Source organism: Endozoicomonas sp. 2B-B (genome assembly GCF_053470045.1).
This window is the reverse complement of record NZ_JBLZMU010000001.1, coordinates 1,929,600-1,947,154: the sequence shown is the minus strand read 5'-3', so window position 1 is coordinate 1,947,154 and position 17,555 is coordinate 1,929,600. Positions and strand designations below refer to the sequence as shown.

The 17,555-nt window shown below is 48.8% G+C and carries 15 protein-coding genes; 11 read left to right on the top strand and 4 right to left on the bottom strand.

The genetic code is table 11. The annotated features are described in order from the left end of the window. Positions 1-9: 9 nt before the first annotated feature. The gene (locus ACOMHB_RS07830; RefSeq protein WP_448216169.1) at positions 10-732 is read right to left on the bottom strand and encodes an SDR family oxidoreductase; all 723 of its coding nucleotides are present in this window, start codon (positions 730-732) and stop codon (positions 10-12) included. A 316-nt stretch (positions 733-1,048) separates the two neighbouring features. Here ACOMHB_RS07830 and ACOMHB_RS07825 point away from each other — a divergent pair, with 316 nt between their 5' ends. Continuing rightward, entirely contained in the window at positions 1,049-1,678 is a 630-nt protein-coding gene (locus ACOMHB_RS07825; RefSeq protein WP_448216168.1) for a glutathione S-transferase, read from the top strand. Between the two features lie 161 nt (positions 1,679-1,839). Here ACOMHB_RS07825 and dnaK read toward each other — a convergent pair whose 3' ends face one another. Continuing rightward, positions 1,840-3,795 (bottom strand): molecular chaperone DnaK, encoded by a 1,956-nt coding sequence (gene dnaK, locus ACOMHB_RS07820; protein WP_448216167.1) that lies wholly within the window; start codon positions 3,793-3,795, stop codon positions 1,840-1,842. A 615-nt stretch (positions 3,796-4,410) separates the two neighbouring features. On the opposite strand from dnaK, the gene rsxA reads away from it, so the two are divergent. Genes rsxA through nth form a run of 7 tightly spaced genes read left to right on the top strand, consistent with a single transcriptional unit; the run spans position 4,411 to position 11,401 of the window. Next, entirely contained in the window at positions 4,411-4,995 is a 585-nt protein-coding gene (gene rsxA, locus ACOMHB_RS07815) for an electron transport complex subunit RsxA (protein ID WP_448218615.1), read from the top strand. Between the two features lie 19 nt (positions 4,996-5,014). After that, on the top strand, positions 5,015-5,599 hold the full coding sequence (rsxB, locus tag ACOMHB_RS07810) for an electron transport complex subunit RsxB (RefSeq protein ID WP_422137371.1): 585 nt from the start codon (positions 5,015-5,017) through the stop codon (positions 5,597-5,599). Then, positions 5,596-8,106: an electron transport complex subunit RsxC gene (gene rsxC / locus ACOMHB_RS07805; protein WP_448216166.1), complete on the top strand. Its 2,511-nt coding sequence runs from the start codon at positions 5,596-5,598 to the stop codon at positions 8,104-8,106. Before rsxB ends, rsxC begins: the two co-directional genes overlap by 4 nt. Before the next feature lie 30 nt (positions 8,107-8,136). Continuing rightward, positions 8,137-9,210: an electron transport complex subunit RsxD gene (rsxD, locus tag ACOMHB_RS07800; RefSeq protein ID WP_422132770.1), complete on the top strand. Its 1,074-nt coding sequence runs from the start codon at positions 8,137-8,139 to the stop codon at positions 9,208-9,210. Positions 9,211-9,225: 15 nt separating this feature from the next. Then, complete coding sequence (gene rsxG / locus ACOMHB_RS07795) at positions 9,226-10,014, top strand: electron transport complex subunit RsxG (protein ID WP_448216165.1); 789 nt, start codon at positions 9,226-9,228, stop codon at positions 10,012-10,014. After that, positions 10,011-10,769: an electron transport complex subunit E gene (locus tag ACOMHB_RS07790; RefSeq protein ID WP_448216164.1), complete on the top strand. Its 759-nt coding sequence runs from the start codon at positions 10,011-10,013 to the stop codon at positions 10,767-10,769. Before rsxG ends, ACOMHB_RS07790 begins: the two co-directional genes overlap by 4 nt. Next, entirely contained in the window at positions 10,769-11,401 is a 633-nt protein-coding gene (gene nth / locus ACOMHB_RS07785) for an endonuclease III (RefSeq protein ID WP_448216163.1), read from the top strand. The genes ACOMHB_RS07790 and nth overlap by 1 nt, the downstream gene beginning before the upstream one ends. 105 nt (positions 11,402-11,506) lie before the next feature. Here the strand turns inward: nth and ACOMHB_RS07780 are convergent, their stop codons facing one another. Both ACOMHB_RS07780 and ACOMHB_RS07775 read right to left on the bottom strand, forming a co-directional pair. Next, a complete protein-coding gene (locus tag ACOMHB_RS07780) occupies positions 11,507-12,586 on the bottom strand; it encodes a substrate-binding domain-containing protein (protein ID WP_448216162.1) in 1,080 nt (359 codons plus the stop codon). Positions 12,587-12,666: 80 nt separating this feature from the next. Further along, positions 12,667-14,052: a hypothetical protein gene (locus tag ACOMHB_RS07775; RefSeq protein WP_448216161.1), complete on the bottom strand. Its 1,386-nt coding sequence runs from the start codon at positions 14,050-14,052 to the stop codon at positions 12,667-12,669. A 330-nt stretch (positions 14,053-14,382) separates the two neighbouring features. On the opposite strand from ACOMHB_RS07775, the gene ACOMHB_RS07770 reads away from it, so the two are divergent. The 3 genes from ACOMHB_RS07770 to ACOMHB_RS07760 all read left to right on the top strand — a co-directional run bounded on the left by ACOMHB_RS07770 (position 14,383) and on the right by ACOMHB_RS07760 (position 17,550). Further along, positions 14,383-15,840 carry a hypothetical protein gene (locus tag ACOMHB_RS07770; RefSeq protein ID WP_448216160.1) on the top strand — a complete coding sequence of 486 codons (1,458 nt, stop codon included), beginning with the start codon at positions 14,383-14,385 and terminating at the stop codon, positions 15,838-15,840. A gap of 160 nt (positions 15,841-16,000) precedes the next feature. Next, positions 16,001-17,131 carry a succinyl-diaminopimelate desuccinylase gene (gene dapE, locus ACOMHB_RS07765; RefSeq protein WP_448216159.1) on the top strand — a complete coding sequence of 377 codons (1,131 nt, stop codon included), beginning with the start codon at positions 16,001-16,003 and terminating at the stop codon, positions 17,129-17,131. Between the two features lie 32 nt (positions 17,132-17,163). Then, positions 17,164-17,550 carry a hypothetical protein gene (locus ACOMHB_RS07760; RefSeq protein WP_422132762.1) on the top strand — a complete coding sequence of 129 codons (387 nt, stop codon included), beginning with the start codon at positions 17,164-17,166 and terminating at the stop codon, positions 17,548-17,550. Positions 17,551-17,555 lie beyond the last annotated feature (5 nt).

Here is a 17,555-nt window from a genome sequence, read left to right as displayed (position 1 = left end):
CTCTGAGTCTTAAGGCTGCTGACGTGTAGCAGAAACCACAATTTCACGCACACAAACATTTTGAGGCTGGCTGTAAACAAAGTTCACGCAGCTGGCGATGTCTTCTGGATGAATAACGCCACCCATGCTGTCTTTCCAGCTTTCATAACCTTCCCTGATATCACTGGACGTGGTGTGACTCAGCAGCTCGGTCTCTACTGCACCGGGAGCAAGGGTAATCACCCTTACATTGTCGTCTGCAACTTCTTCACGCAGGGTTTCTGACAAGCCATGAACCGCAAATTTGGTGCCACAGTAGGCCATATGATTAGGAAAGCCTTTGATACCAGCAATGGAACTCAGGTTAATAATAGTGCCACCCTTGCGCTTTTTCATTTTGCCAATAACAGCTCCAATACCATTAAGAACACCGTTCACGTTAACGCGGATCATTTGATCCCACTCGGCTGGATCTTGTTCATTCGCATTACCCAGCAACATCACACCTGCATTATTGACCAGACAATCAGTCTCACCGTAAACAGATTCCGCTTCATCCACTGCGGCATAAAAAGCTTCGCGATCAGTCACATCGACTTTTCTGCACAGCGTGTTGGGCAGGCCCAGAGCATCCAGCTTTTCAATTCTTCTTGCCAGCAGTAACAGTGCATGGCCCTGGGCACTGAACTGACGGGCGATGGCTTCACCAATACCGGAACTGGCACCTGTAATCACTACCAATGGTTTTGTCATGGGAGGAATTCCTGTTAATACCAATCGAACTTAAATCGTACCTGGCATGAGTTCGTAACCAATCAGAATTGAGCGATACTCTACCTTCAGACTCACCTCTTGCAGAAATACCTTTTGGTTTGGACATCAATGAGTTTTTATTATCTACAGGCCTACCTGGATGCCCTGCAGCGAATATCAATGCCTGAAAAATGTTATGTGAGATCAAAACTTGTAAAAGAGTTTCAATTCCTGGCAAGAACTACTGTATTATTTTTGTGCCTTGTCCGCCGCCTGAAGAATAGTTTCAGATGACTTAACCTGCCCGGGAACCTCCGTGAACCATAGCAATACACCCATTCTTTATTCTTTTCGTCGATGCCCTTACGCCATGCGTGCCAGACTGGCTCTGACTTACGCAGGTATTACCCTTGAGCACAGAGAGATATTACTGAAAAACAAACCTCAGGCGATGCTTAGTGTCTCACCAAAAGGCACTGTTCCTGTTTTGGTACTTCCTGGAGGCAGAGTCATTGATGAAAGTCTTGATATCATGCTCTGGGCACTGGCTGTCAATGATCCTGAAAACTGGTTACCTGAGAATCCTGATGACAGAGCTGAAATCATGGCACTGATCCGCAAAAGTGATGTCGAGTTTAAGCCACGACTGGATCGCTATAAGTATGCCGATCGACACCCTGAGCATCCCATGGAGTTTTACCGTACTCAGGGTGAAGAGTTTATAGCGCTTCTGGACAACAAACTCAGCAGTCAGAACGGATTAATGTCCGATAAAGTCACCCTGGCGGATATGGCAATTGCTCCTTTTATACGACAGTTTGCCCATGTAGACAGAGACTGGTTCTATTCAACGCCTTACCAGAGAGTGCATCAATGGCTGAAGCGCTTTCTTGAATCCGGGCTGTTTTTGCAAATCATGGGCAAACACCCTTTATGGGAAAATTAACACTCAGAAATCTCCCTTCGAAATCAGAGACCATGGCAAAACTCCAACAACTCGTTCCCACGCCAGGACCCAAAGGGCCTGAAAGCATGGGAACCAGAGTTTTGCAACAGCCTCAATTGGCGGTGATTTACGCCGGATTTGCTAATTATCTGGTTAGTGACTTACAACTCGTCTTTATCCTTGGATGTATCAGTGGCCCGGGCAGCTATAGACTGAAAGGCGTCGCTGAGTTCCTGATATTTTTCCTCTAACTGTTCTGCAGTGGCTTCCGCATTGTCATCAAGCCAGGCAATGGCATCCTGAACGTTATTATCAAGAAGGCTCTTGTCTTCATCAGAGAGTTTACTTACCCAGCCGTTACTGTCATCCGTCAATTGGGCGCGTTGCGAATAAACAATTGATTCCAACTTGTTACGGGCCTCAGCTCTTTTTTGTGTCTGCTGATCCTGCTCCGCGAATTTCTCGGCATCCTGAACCATTTTTTCAATTTCCTCTTCGCTCAGTCGGCCAGTATCTTTGTTAATAACGATATTGTTACTGCCACTGGATTTTTCCTCGGCCTTCACCGTCAATATGCTGTTCTCGTCCACAGAGAAAGTCACATCTATTTGAGGAGTGCCCCTGGGAGCAGGTGGAATACCGGTAAGATCAAACTTACCCAACAGGTGATTGTCCTTCGTCATAGGACGCTCCCCCTCGTAGACCTGGATAGTCACTGTGGTCTGGCTATCGCTGGCAGTGCTGAATATCTGGTGTTTCTTGGTGGGGATTACCGTATTGCGGGTCAGTATTTTTGCGAAAACCCCGCCTACTGTCTCAATCCCCAGGGAAAGTGGGATGACATCAAGCAGAAGTATGTCGCTGGTTGACTTATCCCCACTGAGCACCGCTCCCTGAACAGCAGCACCATAGGCGACGGCCTCATCCGGATTGATACTATGATTTAAAACTTTACCTTCAAAGAAATTGCTTAGCAGCTCCCGAACTTTAGGGATTCGGGTGGAGCCACCAACCAGAATAATCTCGTGGATATCCCCGCGTTCAAGTCCGGCGTCTTCCAGAGCCTTCTTCACGGAAGTCAGTGTTTTTCGGAACAGGTCAATATTGATCTCTTCAAATTTCGCTCTGGACAGTGGCTCGCTGAAGTCCTTTTCATCTGCCAGTGACTCAACTTCAATCCGGGCCTGATGGGACGCTGACAAAGTGCGCTTGGCCTTCTCCACCTCACGGCGTAATTTTTGCTGAGCGCGTTTGTTATGGGTCAGATCAAGACCGTATTTACGTTTGGCAATTTTACTGAAGTGATTAACCAGTCGCTGGTCAAAGTCCTCCCCCCCAAGGTGGGTGTCGCCAGCAGTAGCCAGTACCTCAAACACACCGCCATCAATCGTCAGTATTGATACATCAAAAGTGCCACCACCAAGGTCAAATACCAGTATGTTTTCTTCACCCTTGAGCCTTGCATCCAAACCATAAGCCAGTGCCGCTGCCGTCGGTTCATTGATGATTCGCTCCACAGTCAACCCTGCTATTGTGCCAGCATCCTTGGTAGCCTGGCGCTGGGCGTCATTGAAATAGGCAGGTACAGTAACAATCGCACGGGTAACTTTATGCCCAAGATACTCTTCAGCAGTTACCTTCATTTTGCTCAGCACCATTGCGCTTAACTCTTCCGGAGTAAATGAAAAATGTTCCCGCTGGGTTGTCATTTCCACCTTGGGCTGACCATTGACATTGATGACACTGAAAGGGAAGTGCTTGATATCCGCCTGCAATTGCGGGTCATCATAACTTCGACCAATAATGCGCTTGACATCAAACACCGTAAGCTCCGGATTTCTGGAAGCCTGGTTCTTCGCAGCGTCTCCAACAAGACGCTCATTTTCCGGCGTCCATGCGATAAACGATGGCGTTATTCTATTTCCCTGATCATTGGCGATGATTTCCGTTCGCCCATTGCGACGAATACCCACACAGGAGTAGGTGGTCCCCAGATCAATACCGATAATAACTCCTTTCTCTTCGCTAGCCTCTGATTGGGCAGAGGCAAAGATTATCAGAGCGCGAAATAGCATAGCCTTAATAAATGACTTTTGAATTAAACCCCACTCCAGCATGATCAGCACCTTTATTAACGGATTTGAAGTTAACAGTTATCCCAGGCAATCAATGGCAGAGCGCTTGCTAATACAAACGCACATCCTAAAAACGCTAATCTGAACTCTATGCCTTCGTCAGAAGAGGAAGGATTGGCAAGCGCAGGCCCCCTTAGACCTCTCATAGTTTCCAAGAGTCGAACGGGAATTACGCTTGAGCATAAAATTCAGTTGCGCAAGTCAAACTTTACACTCAACGTTTTTCAGTCAACTTGCGCTAAAAAGTGAACTGTTTTATCGAATTGACCGGAAAGCTAGGCCATTATTTCTGGATTTTCAACCAATCCACTTACTTTCCAAACAGTCTCTCGAACTGGGTGACTTGGGAAATTTCCACGATGCATCAATGTTCCAATCCCGCTATAATCCCGCAGTTTTCAACATGAAATGTGGTCAGGCGGTGGTGTGAACCGTTTTATATTTATTTCTTTTAGATCTTAAAGTGCATTTAACTGCATTTTTTGGACATATATAATGAGCGGCCGCATTCGGGTATTGACGATGCTGACACCTGGATAAGGCACTCCATGGTCAGCCTGCCCCCAGAACACTCTCGGTAGAGTCAAAATGGAACAGATGAGCGAACTGGTACTGATTATGATCAGTGCCATCCTGGTCAACAACTTTGTACTGGTTCAGTTTCTGGGCCTCTGTCCGTTTATGGGTGTCTCCAACAAGCTGGAGTCAGCCATGGGTATGTCTCTGGCCACCACGTTTGTTCTCACTCTGGCCTCTATCTGCAGCTATCTCACTTATCGGTACCTACTGATTCCCCTGGGTCTGGAATTTCTCAAAACCATTGCCTTCATCCTTGTCATCGCAGTAGTGGTTCAGTTTACCGAGATGGTGGTCAGAAAAGTCAGCCCCCTGCTGCACCGTGTCCTTGGCGTATTCCTGCCTCTGATCACCAGTAACTGTGCTGTTTTGGGTGTGGCTCTGCTGAACAGCAATCGATTAAACAGCTCACTGGTTGATTCTGCGACCTACGGCTTCGGCGCTGCTGCCGGTTTCTCGCTGGTGCTGGTTTTGTTCTCTGCCATGCGTGAACGAATTGCTGCTGCCGATGTCCCAACTCCTTTCAGGGGAGCGGCCATCGGAATGATCAGTGCTGGCCTGATGTCACTGGCCTTTATGGGTTTCACCGGCCTGATCAAACTGTAAGGGAGAGCTGTCAAGGTTTATGGAAATCGTCATTTTCGCCATTATCGCCCTTCTTGCCCTGGCGCTCGTTTTTGGCGCCATACTGGGTTTTGCCAGCGTTCGCTTCAAGGTGGAAGGCAACCCTATTATCGACCAGGTGAATGAACTACTGCCCCAGACCCAGTGCGGTCAATGTGGTTTTCCGGGCTGTCGTCCCTATGCAGAAGCAATTGTCAGCGGTGAATCCATTAATCGTTGCCCTCCCGGTGGTCAGTCCACTATCAATGCACTGGCTGACCTTCTGGATGTAGAGCCAGAGCCACTGGACGAAGAGCACGGCGCCGAAAAACCACCCATGGTCGCTTATATCCGGGAAGATGAGTGTATCGGTTGCACCAAATGTCTACAGGCTTGCCCGGTTGATGCCATTCTCGGCGCTGCCAAGCAGATGCATACGGTTATGAAAGATGAATGCACCGGCTGTGATCTCTGTGTTGAACCCTGTCCTGTTGATTGCATAGACATGGTAACCATCGAAACAACCACCCGTACCTGGAGCTGGAACCTGCCCTCCAGAGCAGAACCCGACCTGATAGCCACTGACATGAGAGGTCAAGCCCTATGAATTTGCCTCTCAGGGACATTACTGAATCCGGGCACTTGTCCAGAGGCAAAGTTTGGCCTCTGACGGGTGGTGTTCATCCTGAAGAAAACAAGCACCAGTCCAACCGCACGCCAATCAGGCCGACTCCCATGCCGGAGAAGTTGATTCTGCCATTGTCACAGCACGCGGGATCTCCTGCCCAACCCATTGTTTCTGTTGGCGACATCGTATTGAAGGGACAGATGATTGCCAAAGCGACCGGCTTTGTCAGTGTGCCCGTTCACGCACCTACCTCAGGCACTGTAACTGCAATAAGTTCGCAAGCTATTCCCCATCCCTCCGGGATGCACGACGAGTGCATTACATTGGTTCCGGATGGAAAAGATCAATGGTGTGAGCTAAAGCCCGTCAACGATTATACTTCTGTTGAGCCAGCCACCCTGGTTGAACTTATCCGCCAGTCTGGTATTGCGGGTATGGGCGGAGCAGGCTTCCCAACCGCAGTCAAGCTATCGCCAAAGAGCCCGGTACACACCCTGATCCTGAATGGCTCGGAATGTGAGCCGTATATCACGGCTGATGACATGCTGATGAGAGAACGTGCCGACAGCATTATTGCCGGCGCAGAGATTTTGCAACACCTTCTCAATGCCGAACGCTGCCTGATCGGCATTGAAGACAACAAGCCAGAAGCGATTGAAGCTGTTAAAAAAGCCGTTGCTCTGTGCGACAACGGTCACAGGATGAAAGTGGTCGTCTTCCCAACCAAATACCCTTCCGGTGGTGAAAAGCAGCTGATTCAAATACTGACAGGTCTTGAGATACCCTCCGGGAAACTGCCTTCTGATTTGGGTATTGCTGTTCAGAATATCGGCACGACGGTGGCTGTCTACGAGGCTGTCCAGCATGGAAAGCCCCTGATTTCCAGAATCACCACCATGACCGGCAAAGCCCTCTCAAGCCCGGGTAATCTCGAAGTTCTTCTGGGCACACCTGCCAGACATCTTCTCTCCTGTGCAGGCATCAATGATCAGGAGCTGGAAACATTGATTATGGGTGGCCCCATGATGGGTTTCACGCTCAATGAGCAGGATGTCCCTGTCACCAAAACCAGCAACTGCCTGATTGCCGGAACCCGGGAAGAATTCCCTCCGGCTATGCCCGCTCAGGCCTGTATTCGCTGTGGTATGTGCGCAGAAGCCTGTCCTTCCTCTTTGCTGCCTCAACAGCTTTACTGGCATGCGAAATCAGAAAATCATGAGCAGCTGAAGCATCATAACCTGTTTGACTGTATCGAATGCGGTGCCTGCTCCTATGTTTGCCCGAGCAGTATTCCACTGGTTCAATATTACCGCGCCTCAAAAGGTGAAATTCGGGCTCAGGAAGCCAGACATGCCAAAGCAGAGCGCTCTAAAGTTCGCTACGAAAATCGCCAGGCCCGTCTGGAAAAAGAGCAGGCTGAAAAAGAAGCCAGGCGTAAGGCTAATGCTGAACGCGCTGCCAGGTTAAAAGCTGAGAAGGCGGCTTCAGGCAATAAAGTTTCATCAGCAGCCCCGGACCCTGTCCAGGCCGCCATTGAAAGGGCCAAAGCCAAAAAAGCAGCCACTGGCACAGCTACCAGCAAGCCGGCAAAAGCGACACTGTCAGGAGATCAGAAAGAGCTCAGGATCCAATTGTCTCTGGCCAACGCCCAGCTGAAGAAAACCCGCAGAGCTCTGATTCAGGCTCAAGAGAAAGCAGAAGGCGACGTTGACAAGCTAAGTGCTGACGTCAGTATGCTGGAGAACCAGGTGGCAAAACTGCAGAAAGATTTTGATGCTGCAGCCGTTTCAGAGCCTTCAGCTATAAAACAGCCTTCAGCTATAAGACAGTCTTCAGCTATAAAACAGCCGCCGAAAACTGAAAAAGCCCTTGATGAAGAAGCCGCCAAAAAGCTGAAAATAGAATCCGCTATGGCTAAAGCGGCCTTGAAAAAAGCAGAAAGAGCTTTGGCCTCAGCACTCGAAGAAGGTAGCTCTGAAACAGAAGCCCTCAAGGACACTGTAGAAGAGTGCCGCCAGAAAGCAGAGCGTCTGGCCAAAGAATGTGCTAACGCCGATATAGAAAAGCCTGCAAAACCCGCAGCGGATGACAAAAAACTGAAAGTTGAGCGTGCAATGGCCAAAGCAGCTTTGAAGAAGGCTGAGCGCGAAATGGCTAAAGCCCGGGAATCGGGCTCCATTGACACAGTACCCCTTCAGGAAAAAATAGACGAATGTCGGCAAAAGCTTGAACAGCTGGAATCTGGAAAAGCATCCGTTGCTGATAGCGAACCGGAGACGACCAGACCATCATCCCCGGCAAAAGTAGAAGCCAGCGACGACCTTAAGAAATTGAAAATTGAGAACGCCATGGCCAGAGCCGCTCTCAAGAAAGCCCAAAGGGCACTGGATAACGCCGAAGGCGATACTCATGCCCTGGAAGCTGCGCTGATGGAAGCACAAGCCAAAGCAGCTGAAGCTGAAAATGCTCTGACCGCAGCAGGTTAAATCTCATTTAATAAACAGTCGGAATTTACGATGACCCTGGTAAGGCAGACATCCCCCCATGCTCGCAGCCCGAACAGCACGCAGCAGGTAATGAAATGGGTCCTACTGGCAGCAATGCCGGGTCTGGCCATGCAGACAGTCTTTTTTGGCTGGGGAACGCTGATCAATCTCGTCTGGTGCGTATTCATTGCACTGGGCTCGGAAGCCTTGGTGCTGAAAATACGACAACGCCCTATCGGCTTTTATCTCTCTGATGGTTCTGCGATTGTCACTGCCGTGCTGCTGGCCCTGGCACTTCCACCTCTGTCTCCATGGTGGCTAACCCTGATAGGGACCTCCTTCGCTATTATCATTGGCAAGCAGCTCTATGGGGGGTTGGGCAACAATCCATTTAACCCGGCCATGTTAGGCTATGTGCTGCTACTGATCTCTTTCCCTCAGGAAATGACACAGTGGTTACCTCCACTGGGTTCAGCAACAGGCGCAGAGGGTCAGGCTGCAGTGAAAAGTTTCAGCGATGCGCTTTTCACCATTTTTCCATTGTTCGGCCAACCCGTTAATGTTGATGCCATCAGCATGGCAACGCCGCTGGATATTGTTCGGGAGAATACATCTCTGACCATGAAAGAACTCTGGTCAGAGAATACAGCCTTGCAATATTTTGCTGGCAGAGGTTGGCTCTGGATCAACCTTGCTTATCTGTTGGGTGGACTTTTCCTGCTCTACAAAAAAGTTTTCACCTGGCACGCACCAGTGGGAATGCTGGCAGCCCTGCTGGTGATGTCTACCCTGTTCTGGGGTGGCACCGGATCTGGCAGCCACGGCTCACCACTGTTCCATTTATTCAGTGGTGCCACTATGCTCGGCGCCTTTTTCATCATTACCGATCCCGTCAGCAGTGCTACCAGTAACAAGGGCAGGCTGATCTTTGGCGCTGGCATAGGAATTCTTGTTTACGTTATCCGAGTCTGGGGCGGGTATCCTGACGGTGTCGCCTTCGCCACACTGTTAATGAATATGGCTGCACCCATGATTGATTATTACACCCAGCCCAGAACCTATGGTCATAAGAAGCCCAACAAGGGTTTGCCAAAACAGCCCTGAGTGAATGAATGCGAAATGAGTGACTTACGAATGCCCATAGAGAAAGAAAGTCAAAATGAACCAGAGTCGTCTGCCGAACAAACGACACCTTTTGTCGGTCTGGCCAGCAGCATCGTCCGTAATAGTCTGACACTGGGTTTGTTTGCCATTCTCACTGTGGGCCTTATCGCTCTGACTTTTGTTTTGACAGAAAAGAAGATTCATGCTCAGGTTCGTGCCTTTGAAGCCAGGGCGCTGAAAGAAATTCTTCCGGATAACACACACGACAACAACATTCTGGATGCCCGAATTACCATTCCGGCCAATGATTTACTGGCAACCTCTAGCGAAAAGTATGGCTACGTAGCTTTCAAGAATGACAAGCCTGTGGCAGTTATTCTCCCCGCCGTAGCCCCCGACGGCTATGCCGGAAAAATCGATCTGCTGGTGGGTATTTATGCCGACGGAACCCTGGCTGGTGTCAGAGCTACCCAACATAAGGAAACACCCGGACTCGGTGATAAAATAGACACAAAAGTCTCTGACTGGATTTTGCAGTTCCAGGGTAAATCGCTGCTGGACCCTGCCCCTGAAGATTGGGGTGTCAAGAAAGATGGCGGCCAGTTTGACCAGTTCACCGGAGCTACTATAACCCCCAGGGCTGTTGTCGGTTCCGTTTATCGAACCCTGAACTATTTTGACGCTCACAGGCAAGCACTCTTTAAAGAGGGCGAGGCAGCCATGAACGGAGAAACTGCTCTAAGCGAAGAGACTGACTTGAAAGGAGAGACAGCCTTGCGCGAAGAAAGAGGTGCAGAAAAATGACCAATGACGTTGCTACTGATTCAGCGCTGCAGAAAAAATCATTATTTGCCGATCAATCTGCCGCCAAGATTGCCTGGGACGGACTCTGGAAAAATAACCCGGCCCTGGTCCAACTGCTGGGTCTTTGCCCCCTGCTGGGTGTATCCAACACTGTAGTTAACGCTCTGGGACTGGGCGTTGCGACCATGCTGGTTGTCATGGGCTCAAACATCGTTGTTTCCCTGATTCGACATCAGGTGACTGACGCGATTCGCCTCCCCGTTTTTGTTATGGTCATCGCCTCCTTTACCACCTGCATAGAGCTTTTGATGCAGGCCTACACTTATGAACTGTACAGGATTCTGGGTATCTTCATTCCCCTGATTGTCACCAACTGCATTATTTTGGGCCGTGCAGATGCCTATGCCTCCAGGCAACCCGTGATTCCTGCCGCTTTTGATGGGTTTATGATGGGAGCAGGCTTTGCTGCCATTCTGGTTCTGCTGGGAGCGCTTCGGGAACTGATCGGTCAGGGAACACTATTCTCAAGTATGGACCTGCTGCTGGGCCCTGTCGCACAAAACTGGACAATTGTCGTTTTTCAGGACTACAAACAGTTTCTGTTCGCCATTCTTCCTCCCGGAGCCTTCGTATTCATGGGCTTTCTTATCGCCATCAAGAATGTCATCGACAAAAAGCTGGAAGCAACCAGAAAGGCTCAGGAACCGTTATCAGAAGTGGGCAGTAAACGTGTTCGAGTAACTGGGAATATCTAATGAATAAGGAAAAAAGGACCCGAATTTTTACCCGGTTACGGGACCAGAACCCTAACCCGACGACAGAACTCAATTACTCCTCATCCTTTGAGCTTTTGATCGCCGTGATTCTTTCAGCTCAGGCAACGGATGTTGGCGTTAACAAAGCGACAGATAAATTATTCCCGGTGGCCAATACACCCCGGGCCATTTTGGATCTGGGTCTTGAAGGTCTGAAGGAGTTCATCAAAACCATTGGCCTGTTCAATGCCAAAGCCGAAAATGTCATAAAGACCTGTGGAATGTTGCTCGAACACCACGGCGGCCAAGTCCCTGATACCCGCGAAGCCCTCGAAGCATTACCCGGTGTGGGCAGAAAAACTGCAAACGTTGTGCTGAATACCGCTTTCAAGCAACCTGCTATGGCTGTAGACACTCATATATTCAGAGTTTCCAACCGGACCGGAATCGCTCCGGGCAAGAATGTTCTGGAAGTGGAAAAAAAACTGGTCAGACTGGTTCCCAAAGAATTTCTTCTGGACGCTCACCACTGGCTCATTCTTCATGGTCGCTACGTCTGCAAGGCCAGAAAACCTCAGTGCGGCAGCTGCATTATTGAAGATTTGTGTGAATTCAAGAAAAAGACTTCCTGACCTATTAGTACCTGACCAGGCACCGAGACTCCGTCCTGAGCTTGTCGAAGAATGATGGCTCCACATTTCGACAAGCTCCGGACGAAGCGAATAGAGTATAGTGCTTCAGAAACGGCAATAACCTCTGTTAATCCAGGCGGCAACAGCTGCGGAAGTAACAGCGGACAGAATTCCAGCATAAGGAATCGCTGAAAAATAACTGACAGCGGACGAAGTGTTAGCCGGATCGCAAACCTCTGTATAACTCGCAGGGTAGTAACCATGAGCTCCAATATAGGCTTGAGTGGTGGGTGATAGCATAAACGTTGCAAAGGTTTCAGCTGCTTTGGTGCTGGTAGAACCCTCTATTATTACCATTTCCTGCCTGAGACGATGAAAATCATTGTCTTTTAACAGGGACACCTCGTCATCTTTGGGATAATTGTGCCTAACATGATGTGAATCCCTGGAGTGATCATCTTCTTCATGAAACACTAATGAGGCCGGGAGCAGAGCAAATAGCTCTGTTTTGTTTATGTTGTTGTTCCAGACATCATGGGTACTGTTTTCGATCTTGATTCTCCTCATTCTATTCAAGGGATAGTATAACCCCGCAGCCTCAAGCAGATCCTCCGCCCTCTTGCCATAGGGAGAATCCTTAGGATCCGGAATATAGACTGTCTCATTGCGATGCTTGGAGATAAAGTCACCCAACTCCTTCACTGTAATAGTCTCTTTTCCATGACCGTGACCATGATCTTCGGTCTGGTTACCCATCTTGTGCAAGAACGCAAGCCGACCATACGCATAGGTTTTCCGGGACTTCGGTTTGGCTTTTTGTAGCCGCACCAGCGTCGCCGGGTGGGTTTCATCTGCGCTGAGAAAGACGTCGAAGGCCTCGTCATTCATAATACGATCAAACAAATCATCACTTACGCCTTTTACCAGCGTAAGCTCAATGTCCGGATGGAGTTTGTTAAAGGTTTTTCTCAACTCAACAGCCGTCGGGTAAAAGTTGGATGCAACCGCAATTTTCAGCGTGTCTGATAAAACAACGGGACTGAGAAATATCAGAGCCAGAGCAAAAAATGTGGCGCGATAGATTTTTTTAAAAAAACCATGTCGTGTATTAGACCTGAGAGACTGCCAATACTCTTTGAAACTCCATTTCGGGCAGCTGAATAAAGTCGGCATTAACGTAGTCATAACAACTCTATGTTTACTGGTAGATAGGGCAAGAAAGTATAGACGGTATTTATGCGATGTATTTTTTTATCGGTTTAGTCTCACTCGTCATTTGGACATTGGTAAGGTCCGCAAATGCTGACGTACATGAAATTAAAGGTATCAATCACCTGTTGTATAGTCATTTCAATGATGCCGGTCCTGGCAGGGCTTCTCTCTGCTGTAGGCTTCGATCTTGCAATATTTAAAGGAATGACGCCCTGCCCTGCAGCCAATGCCTTCGGAAAAGTTTGATTAACAATAGCGGTAATCAGAGACTCTGTCAGGCCTAATGCGAAACCATAGTCAGGGGAACTGGGATTACTCGCCATGTATTCATATATTACTTTATTTTCTGAAGAAGCAGGTTGAATATGTCTATTAATGGTAAGGAGACTTTCAACCGCATCAGAACGACCATGAGGGTCACGAATATAAACAATCTCTTTTTCTTTGTCATAACCGATCAGACTATAGGCATGCCGGGGTCCGATTCCCTCAAATGGCCTTAGCTTCAAGGGGGCTGACAACACTGAGGTAATAAAAAAAATTGCTGCTTTTTCATCAACCACAAAAGAGTTGAGTAGCATCTTTAAAAGATCCTGAGATTCAAACTGCGGGTTGATGTGCCCGGAAGGTGAATTCATGAGTGCCTCATTGGCTAATGGAGGTTGTACTTGGACCAGCTCAGAATATTGATGATACTCGAATCGCGCCTGATCATTTCGTCCCCGTACATTATAATATTTTTTCGACAGATGCGCATAAGCGGCTTCCAGCATGGCCAGCCAGATACCGCCATCGCGTGTTTCGGCAAAGTGTGAGTAACGCTCAACTTCTCTGAATTGAATCACTTCGCGTTTAGCAATCCCGGGAAAAACAATTTCAAATGTCTGTTCATCGAAGGGATAAAAGTAATTGAATGCGAGCCTTTTTCCCGTTTCTGAGCTGACTATTGAGGCAAGCGTAGCGATCAGAACACAATCTGGAAAATACCCCTGCAGGAGATTATCCGGAGTAACACTCGTCAGACCTTGAGGAAAAAGTCGTCTGTAGCCGTCGGCAAACGGTTGCCGTTCGGGTTTTACAAGCCAGGCATCCCAGAAGGTGTTGTCCTGCTCGTGGTGATACTTTGCGACTCGCCCCGACAGTTCAGCCAACTCAATGCTTTCTCTGCTTAATGAGGCAGTGACAGGGTTTTGCCATGACTCGAAATTAACAAGATAAAGTCTGATGGTCTGGTAAAGGTCTTTGTTCAGATAGGGTGCATGGTAGCCCTCAATCAGCTCATCGTAGGAGAGCAGGCCATCAAAGTCTTTATCAAGGGCACCTGCCAGCTCCGGGAAGTAGCGGTAGGCCGACGGATAGCCGGGTGAAAATACCCCGCCTAAAACCTGAACAGAAAAAAATAGCAAACTCGTCAGTAATAAAGGGTGTAAGCGGTCCATAGTACTTTTTCTCCAAAAAAAACCTTAATCAGCTCGTCAGGTATTGCGATACAACCCGCTATTAATTAGATGACAGAAGGCTCCGAAGAATTCCTATATGAGTTAGTGAAATGGACACTATTGTTAGCAGAATCGCCGTGTGCCTGCTCAGAATCAGCTTGTTTATTCTGAGCTAAAGCGCACCGGGTCTGAATTTAAGGCCATAAGGTTCCTGCAACGATTGAAATAGAAAACAGTGCTGACTCTTCTTATTTGATTGTCTGGAACTAGTTGCACTTTCTGTTGTCCAAATAGATATCGACAACATTAAATCCAGAGAGGTACTTAATTATGCAACCTGTAAAATCCCCATCATCACTGCCACTAGACAACTCAATCAGGCAGGAGCAATCTGACCAGTTAACAGACACCTCAGGAAGGGCTGATAACGGAAGGGCAGTAAACAGCTGGTTTGGCGCTATCTATAACGGTTTCTTCCGCGCTATTGGCTACGGAGAAACCGGTACAGACACTGCTTCAGCTCTTTCCGACAGGACAATCGCTGCTTCTGTCTCCGGCAGCTCTGCACACACAGGCTCCATCCCGGCAGCCGATCCACAACCAGCCACTCCGATGGAACTCACAGAGGTTTTACCTGCTCTGGCAGAGGCCATAAGTGCAAAAGATGCCGCCCGGGTAAAATCACTGCTGGCATCACTGAAACTGACATCCCCGAATCAAGCTGCGCAAGTAGCCGAGGATAACCTTAAAACCATTTTGCAGGATTATTTCCCATCTGCTCGTAAAATACCCCAAAATGATTACATAAAGCTGAAAAAGCTTATCGACTGTTTGCTGGCCAACTGTGGCAATGGTGGTTATGCACTGGCGAATTCAGCTCTGAACCTTTTTGTCGTTCGGGGAGATTTTCCACATGCCCAGTCTGTTAGAGATAAACATCAGGCAATTCTGGAAGCAGATCATCTTCAGGTAGCCCTCGATAAGGAGGTCCAGAATTACGCGCCATACGTTAAACATACCGACGACTCTTACCCACGCTTCCTCCATAGCCACAGCAAAGCGCTACTGGCCCTGGCGGATCAGCAAGATCATCAAACCATGGAGATTGCCAGGAAAACGTTCGCTGACGGGCTGGAAAAATGTTTGAGAGACACCCAATGGGTGCGAGGCTTGCCCCCACAAGATTTTACTGAGATAGAGAGGTGTTTTTGGGAATTTTACAAATTCGGCATCAAGGATGAGGAGCTGGCCTACCCCTTCCTGAATCTCTTCTTTATCAGGGGTGATTACGAGTCGGCAAAGAAAGTTGCATCGGACGGTATCCGCATTACCGACGAGGACCTTTGCAAAGCCCTCAGGGATCATTTTCACCAAGATTCTGTCAAGCAACTGTTTGAGCTGGCAAATCCCGGGGCTGCTGGCCAAAAGAGAACTAAAGAAACCGTTCTGGATATTTTGCAACAAGCTCTGGTCGATGTTGATCGCATGCCACCTCATGAGATTGTAAATTTCGAGAGTTTTATCCGGTCTTATATCTGCCTGCTTTCTAAACCGGTCGAAGGCAGATTGTTCTTGCTCAACCCGCTCATTGATTTTTGTGTTCGTGGGGAAAAAATTGAACTGGCACAACGGCTGAAAAGAATTTTTAAGGGGTGTTACCTTGAGCCAAAGGCTTTCGAGAATGCCTGTGAAAAACTGAAGCAGTCTGCAACCGATGAATTAGAGAAATCAGAGACGCTAAAAGCGTTATCGGATCTGACCGAGCCCGCCAAGATCAAGACCGATTAAGCCTTCGGTCTTGATCTTGGGCTGAGTGAATTTCTTCAAGGTCCTGGACAGAAAACCCTGGCATTCTGAAGACTTTGTTGGCTCGGCTGGCAAGTACATCACGTGGTACAATCACTTTTCAAAGTGAAAAACTGTAAACCATAGAACAGATAAACTGCACATGACCCCTACGATTGAACTTGCCATAGATCTGATTCAGCGTCCCTCAGTCACTCCTGAAGATGAGGGCTGCCAGGATCTGATGATCAGCCGTCTGGAACCCCTGGGCTTCAAAGTAGAGAAACTGCGGTTTGGTGAAGTGGAAAACATCTGGCTCCGCAGAGGAGACTCTGCGCCGGTTCTGGCATTTGCCGGTCATACCGACGTTGTACCCACAGGTCCTGTAGAAAAATGGGATAACCCTCCTTTTTCTCCTTTTGTCGATGAAAACGGTATGCTGCAGGGCCGCGGCGCGGCAGATATGAAAGGCAGTCTGGCTGCCATGGTGACAGCTTGCGAAACCTTTCTGGCCGCGAACCCTGACCATAAAGGCTCCATTGCTTTCCTGATCACCAGCGATGAAGAAGGTCCGGCCCGGCATGGAACCGTTAAAGTCATTGAGCACCTGGAAGCCCGTCACGAAAAGATAGACTGGTGCATCGTAGGCGAGCCATCCAGTACTCATCAGGTAGGCGATATCATCAAGAATGGACGCCGGGGCTCTATGCACGGCCACTTGCTGATTCATGGGATTCAGGGGCACGTCGCCTATCCGCATCTGGCCAGAAATCCGGTTCATGAAGTGGCACTGGCTTTATCAGAGTTGACCGGCGAAGAGTGGGATCAGGGCAATGAGTTCTTCCCGCCCACCAGCTTCCAGATCTGGCACATTCATGCCGGAGAAGGTGCCAGCAATGTGATTCCCGGAAACTGCGAAGTCAACTTTAACTTCCGTTTCTCCCCTGAAGTCACTGACAAAGCGCTGCAGGAAAGAGTGCTGGCCATTCTGGATCGACATAACCTTGAATACGATATTGAATGGCATGTCAGCGGCCAGCCATTCCTCACCCGCCCTGGTGCGCTGGTTAATGCAGCCCTGGCATCCATCAAGGCTGAAACCGGCATAGATTCAGAGCTGTCGACCTCTGGTGGCACCTCCGATGGCCGGTTTATAGCGCCAACCGGTGCCCAGGTGGTTGAGCTGGGTCCGGTCAACAAAACCATCCATAAAGTGAATGAATGTATCAAAGCCAGCGACCTTGATGATCTGGGCCGGATTTATCAGGGCATCCTGAAGCGACTGTTGACCTAAATTCATCCTCTACTCTCAGACATACAGACCCTATGAACAAGGTTGAAGATCTAGAAATTTATGTCAAAGACCTGAGCCTGGAGATGATCCGGAAATGGCTCACGGTTAATTTTGATAGCGTTGAAGTTCTTAGTAGCGGCAAGAAAGTCCACGACTTTCTGCTGCACAGCGAGAAAGACTCAGCGCCGGTGATGATTGTTGAGTGTGCGGTTGGCAAAGCCTGGACCAGCATCTGGTTCAAAGCCAATAAAACCCCCTGGAGTGATGATATGGCCTGCGCCAGAAGCCTGAACCAGTTTGCCAGGTGCCGGGTGAGGGCCAATGCAGCCCCCTGGTCAGACGGTGAAGATATGGATGAATGGTGGCAGATGACGGAAACAGGCGAAGAAAGCACGGTCTCCTGGCCTAATGCTCTTTGAAAACT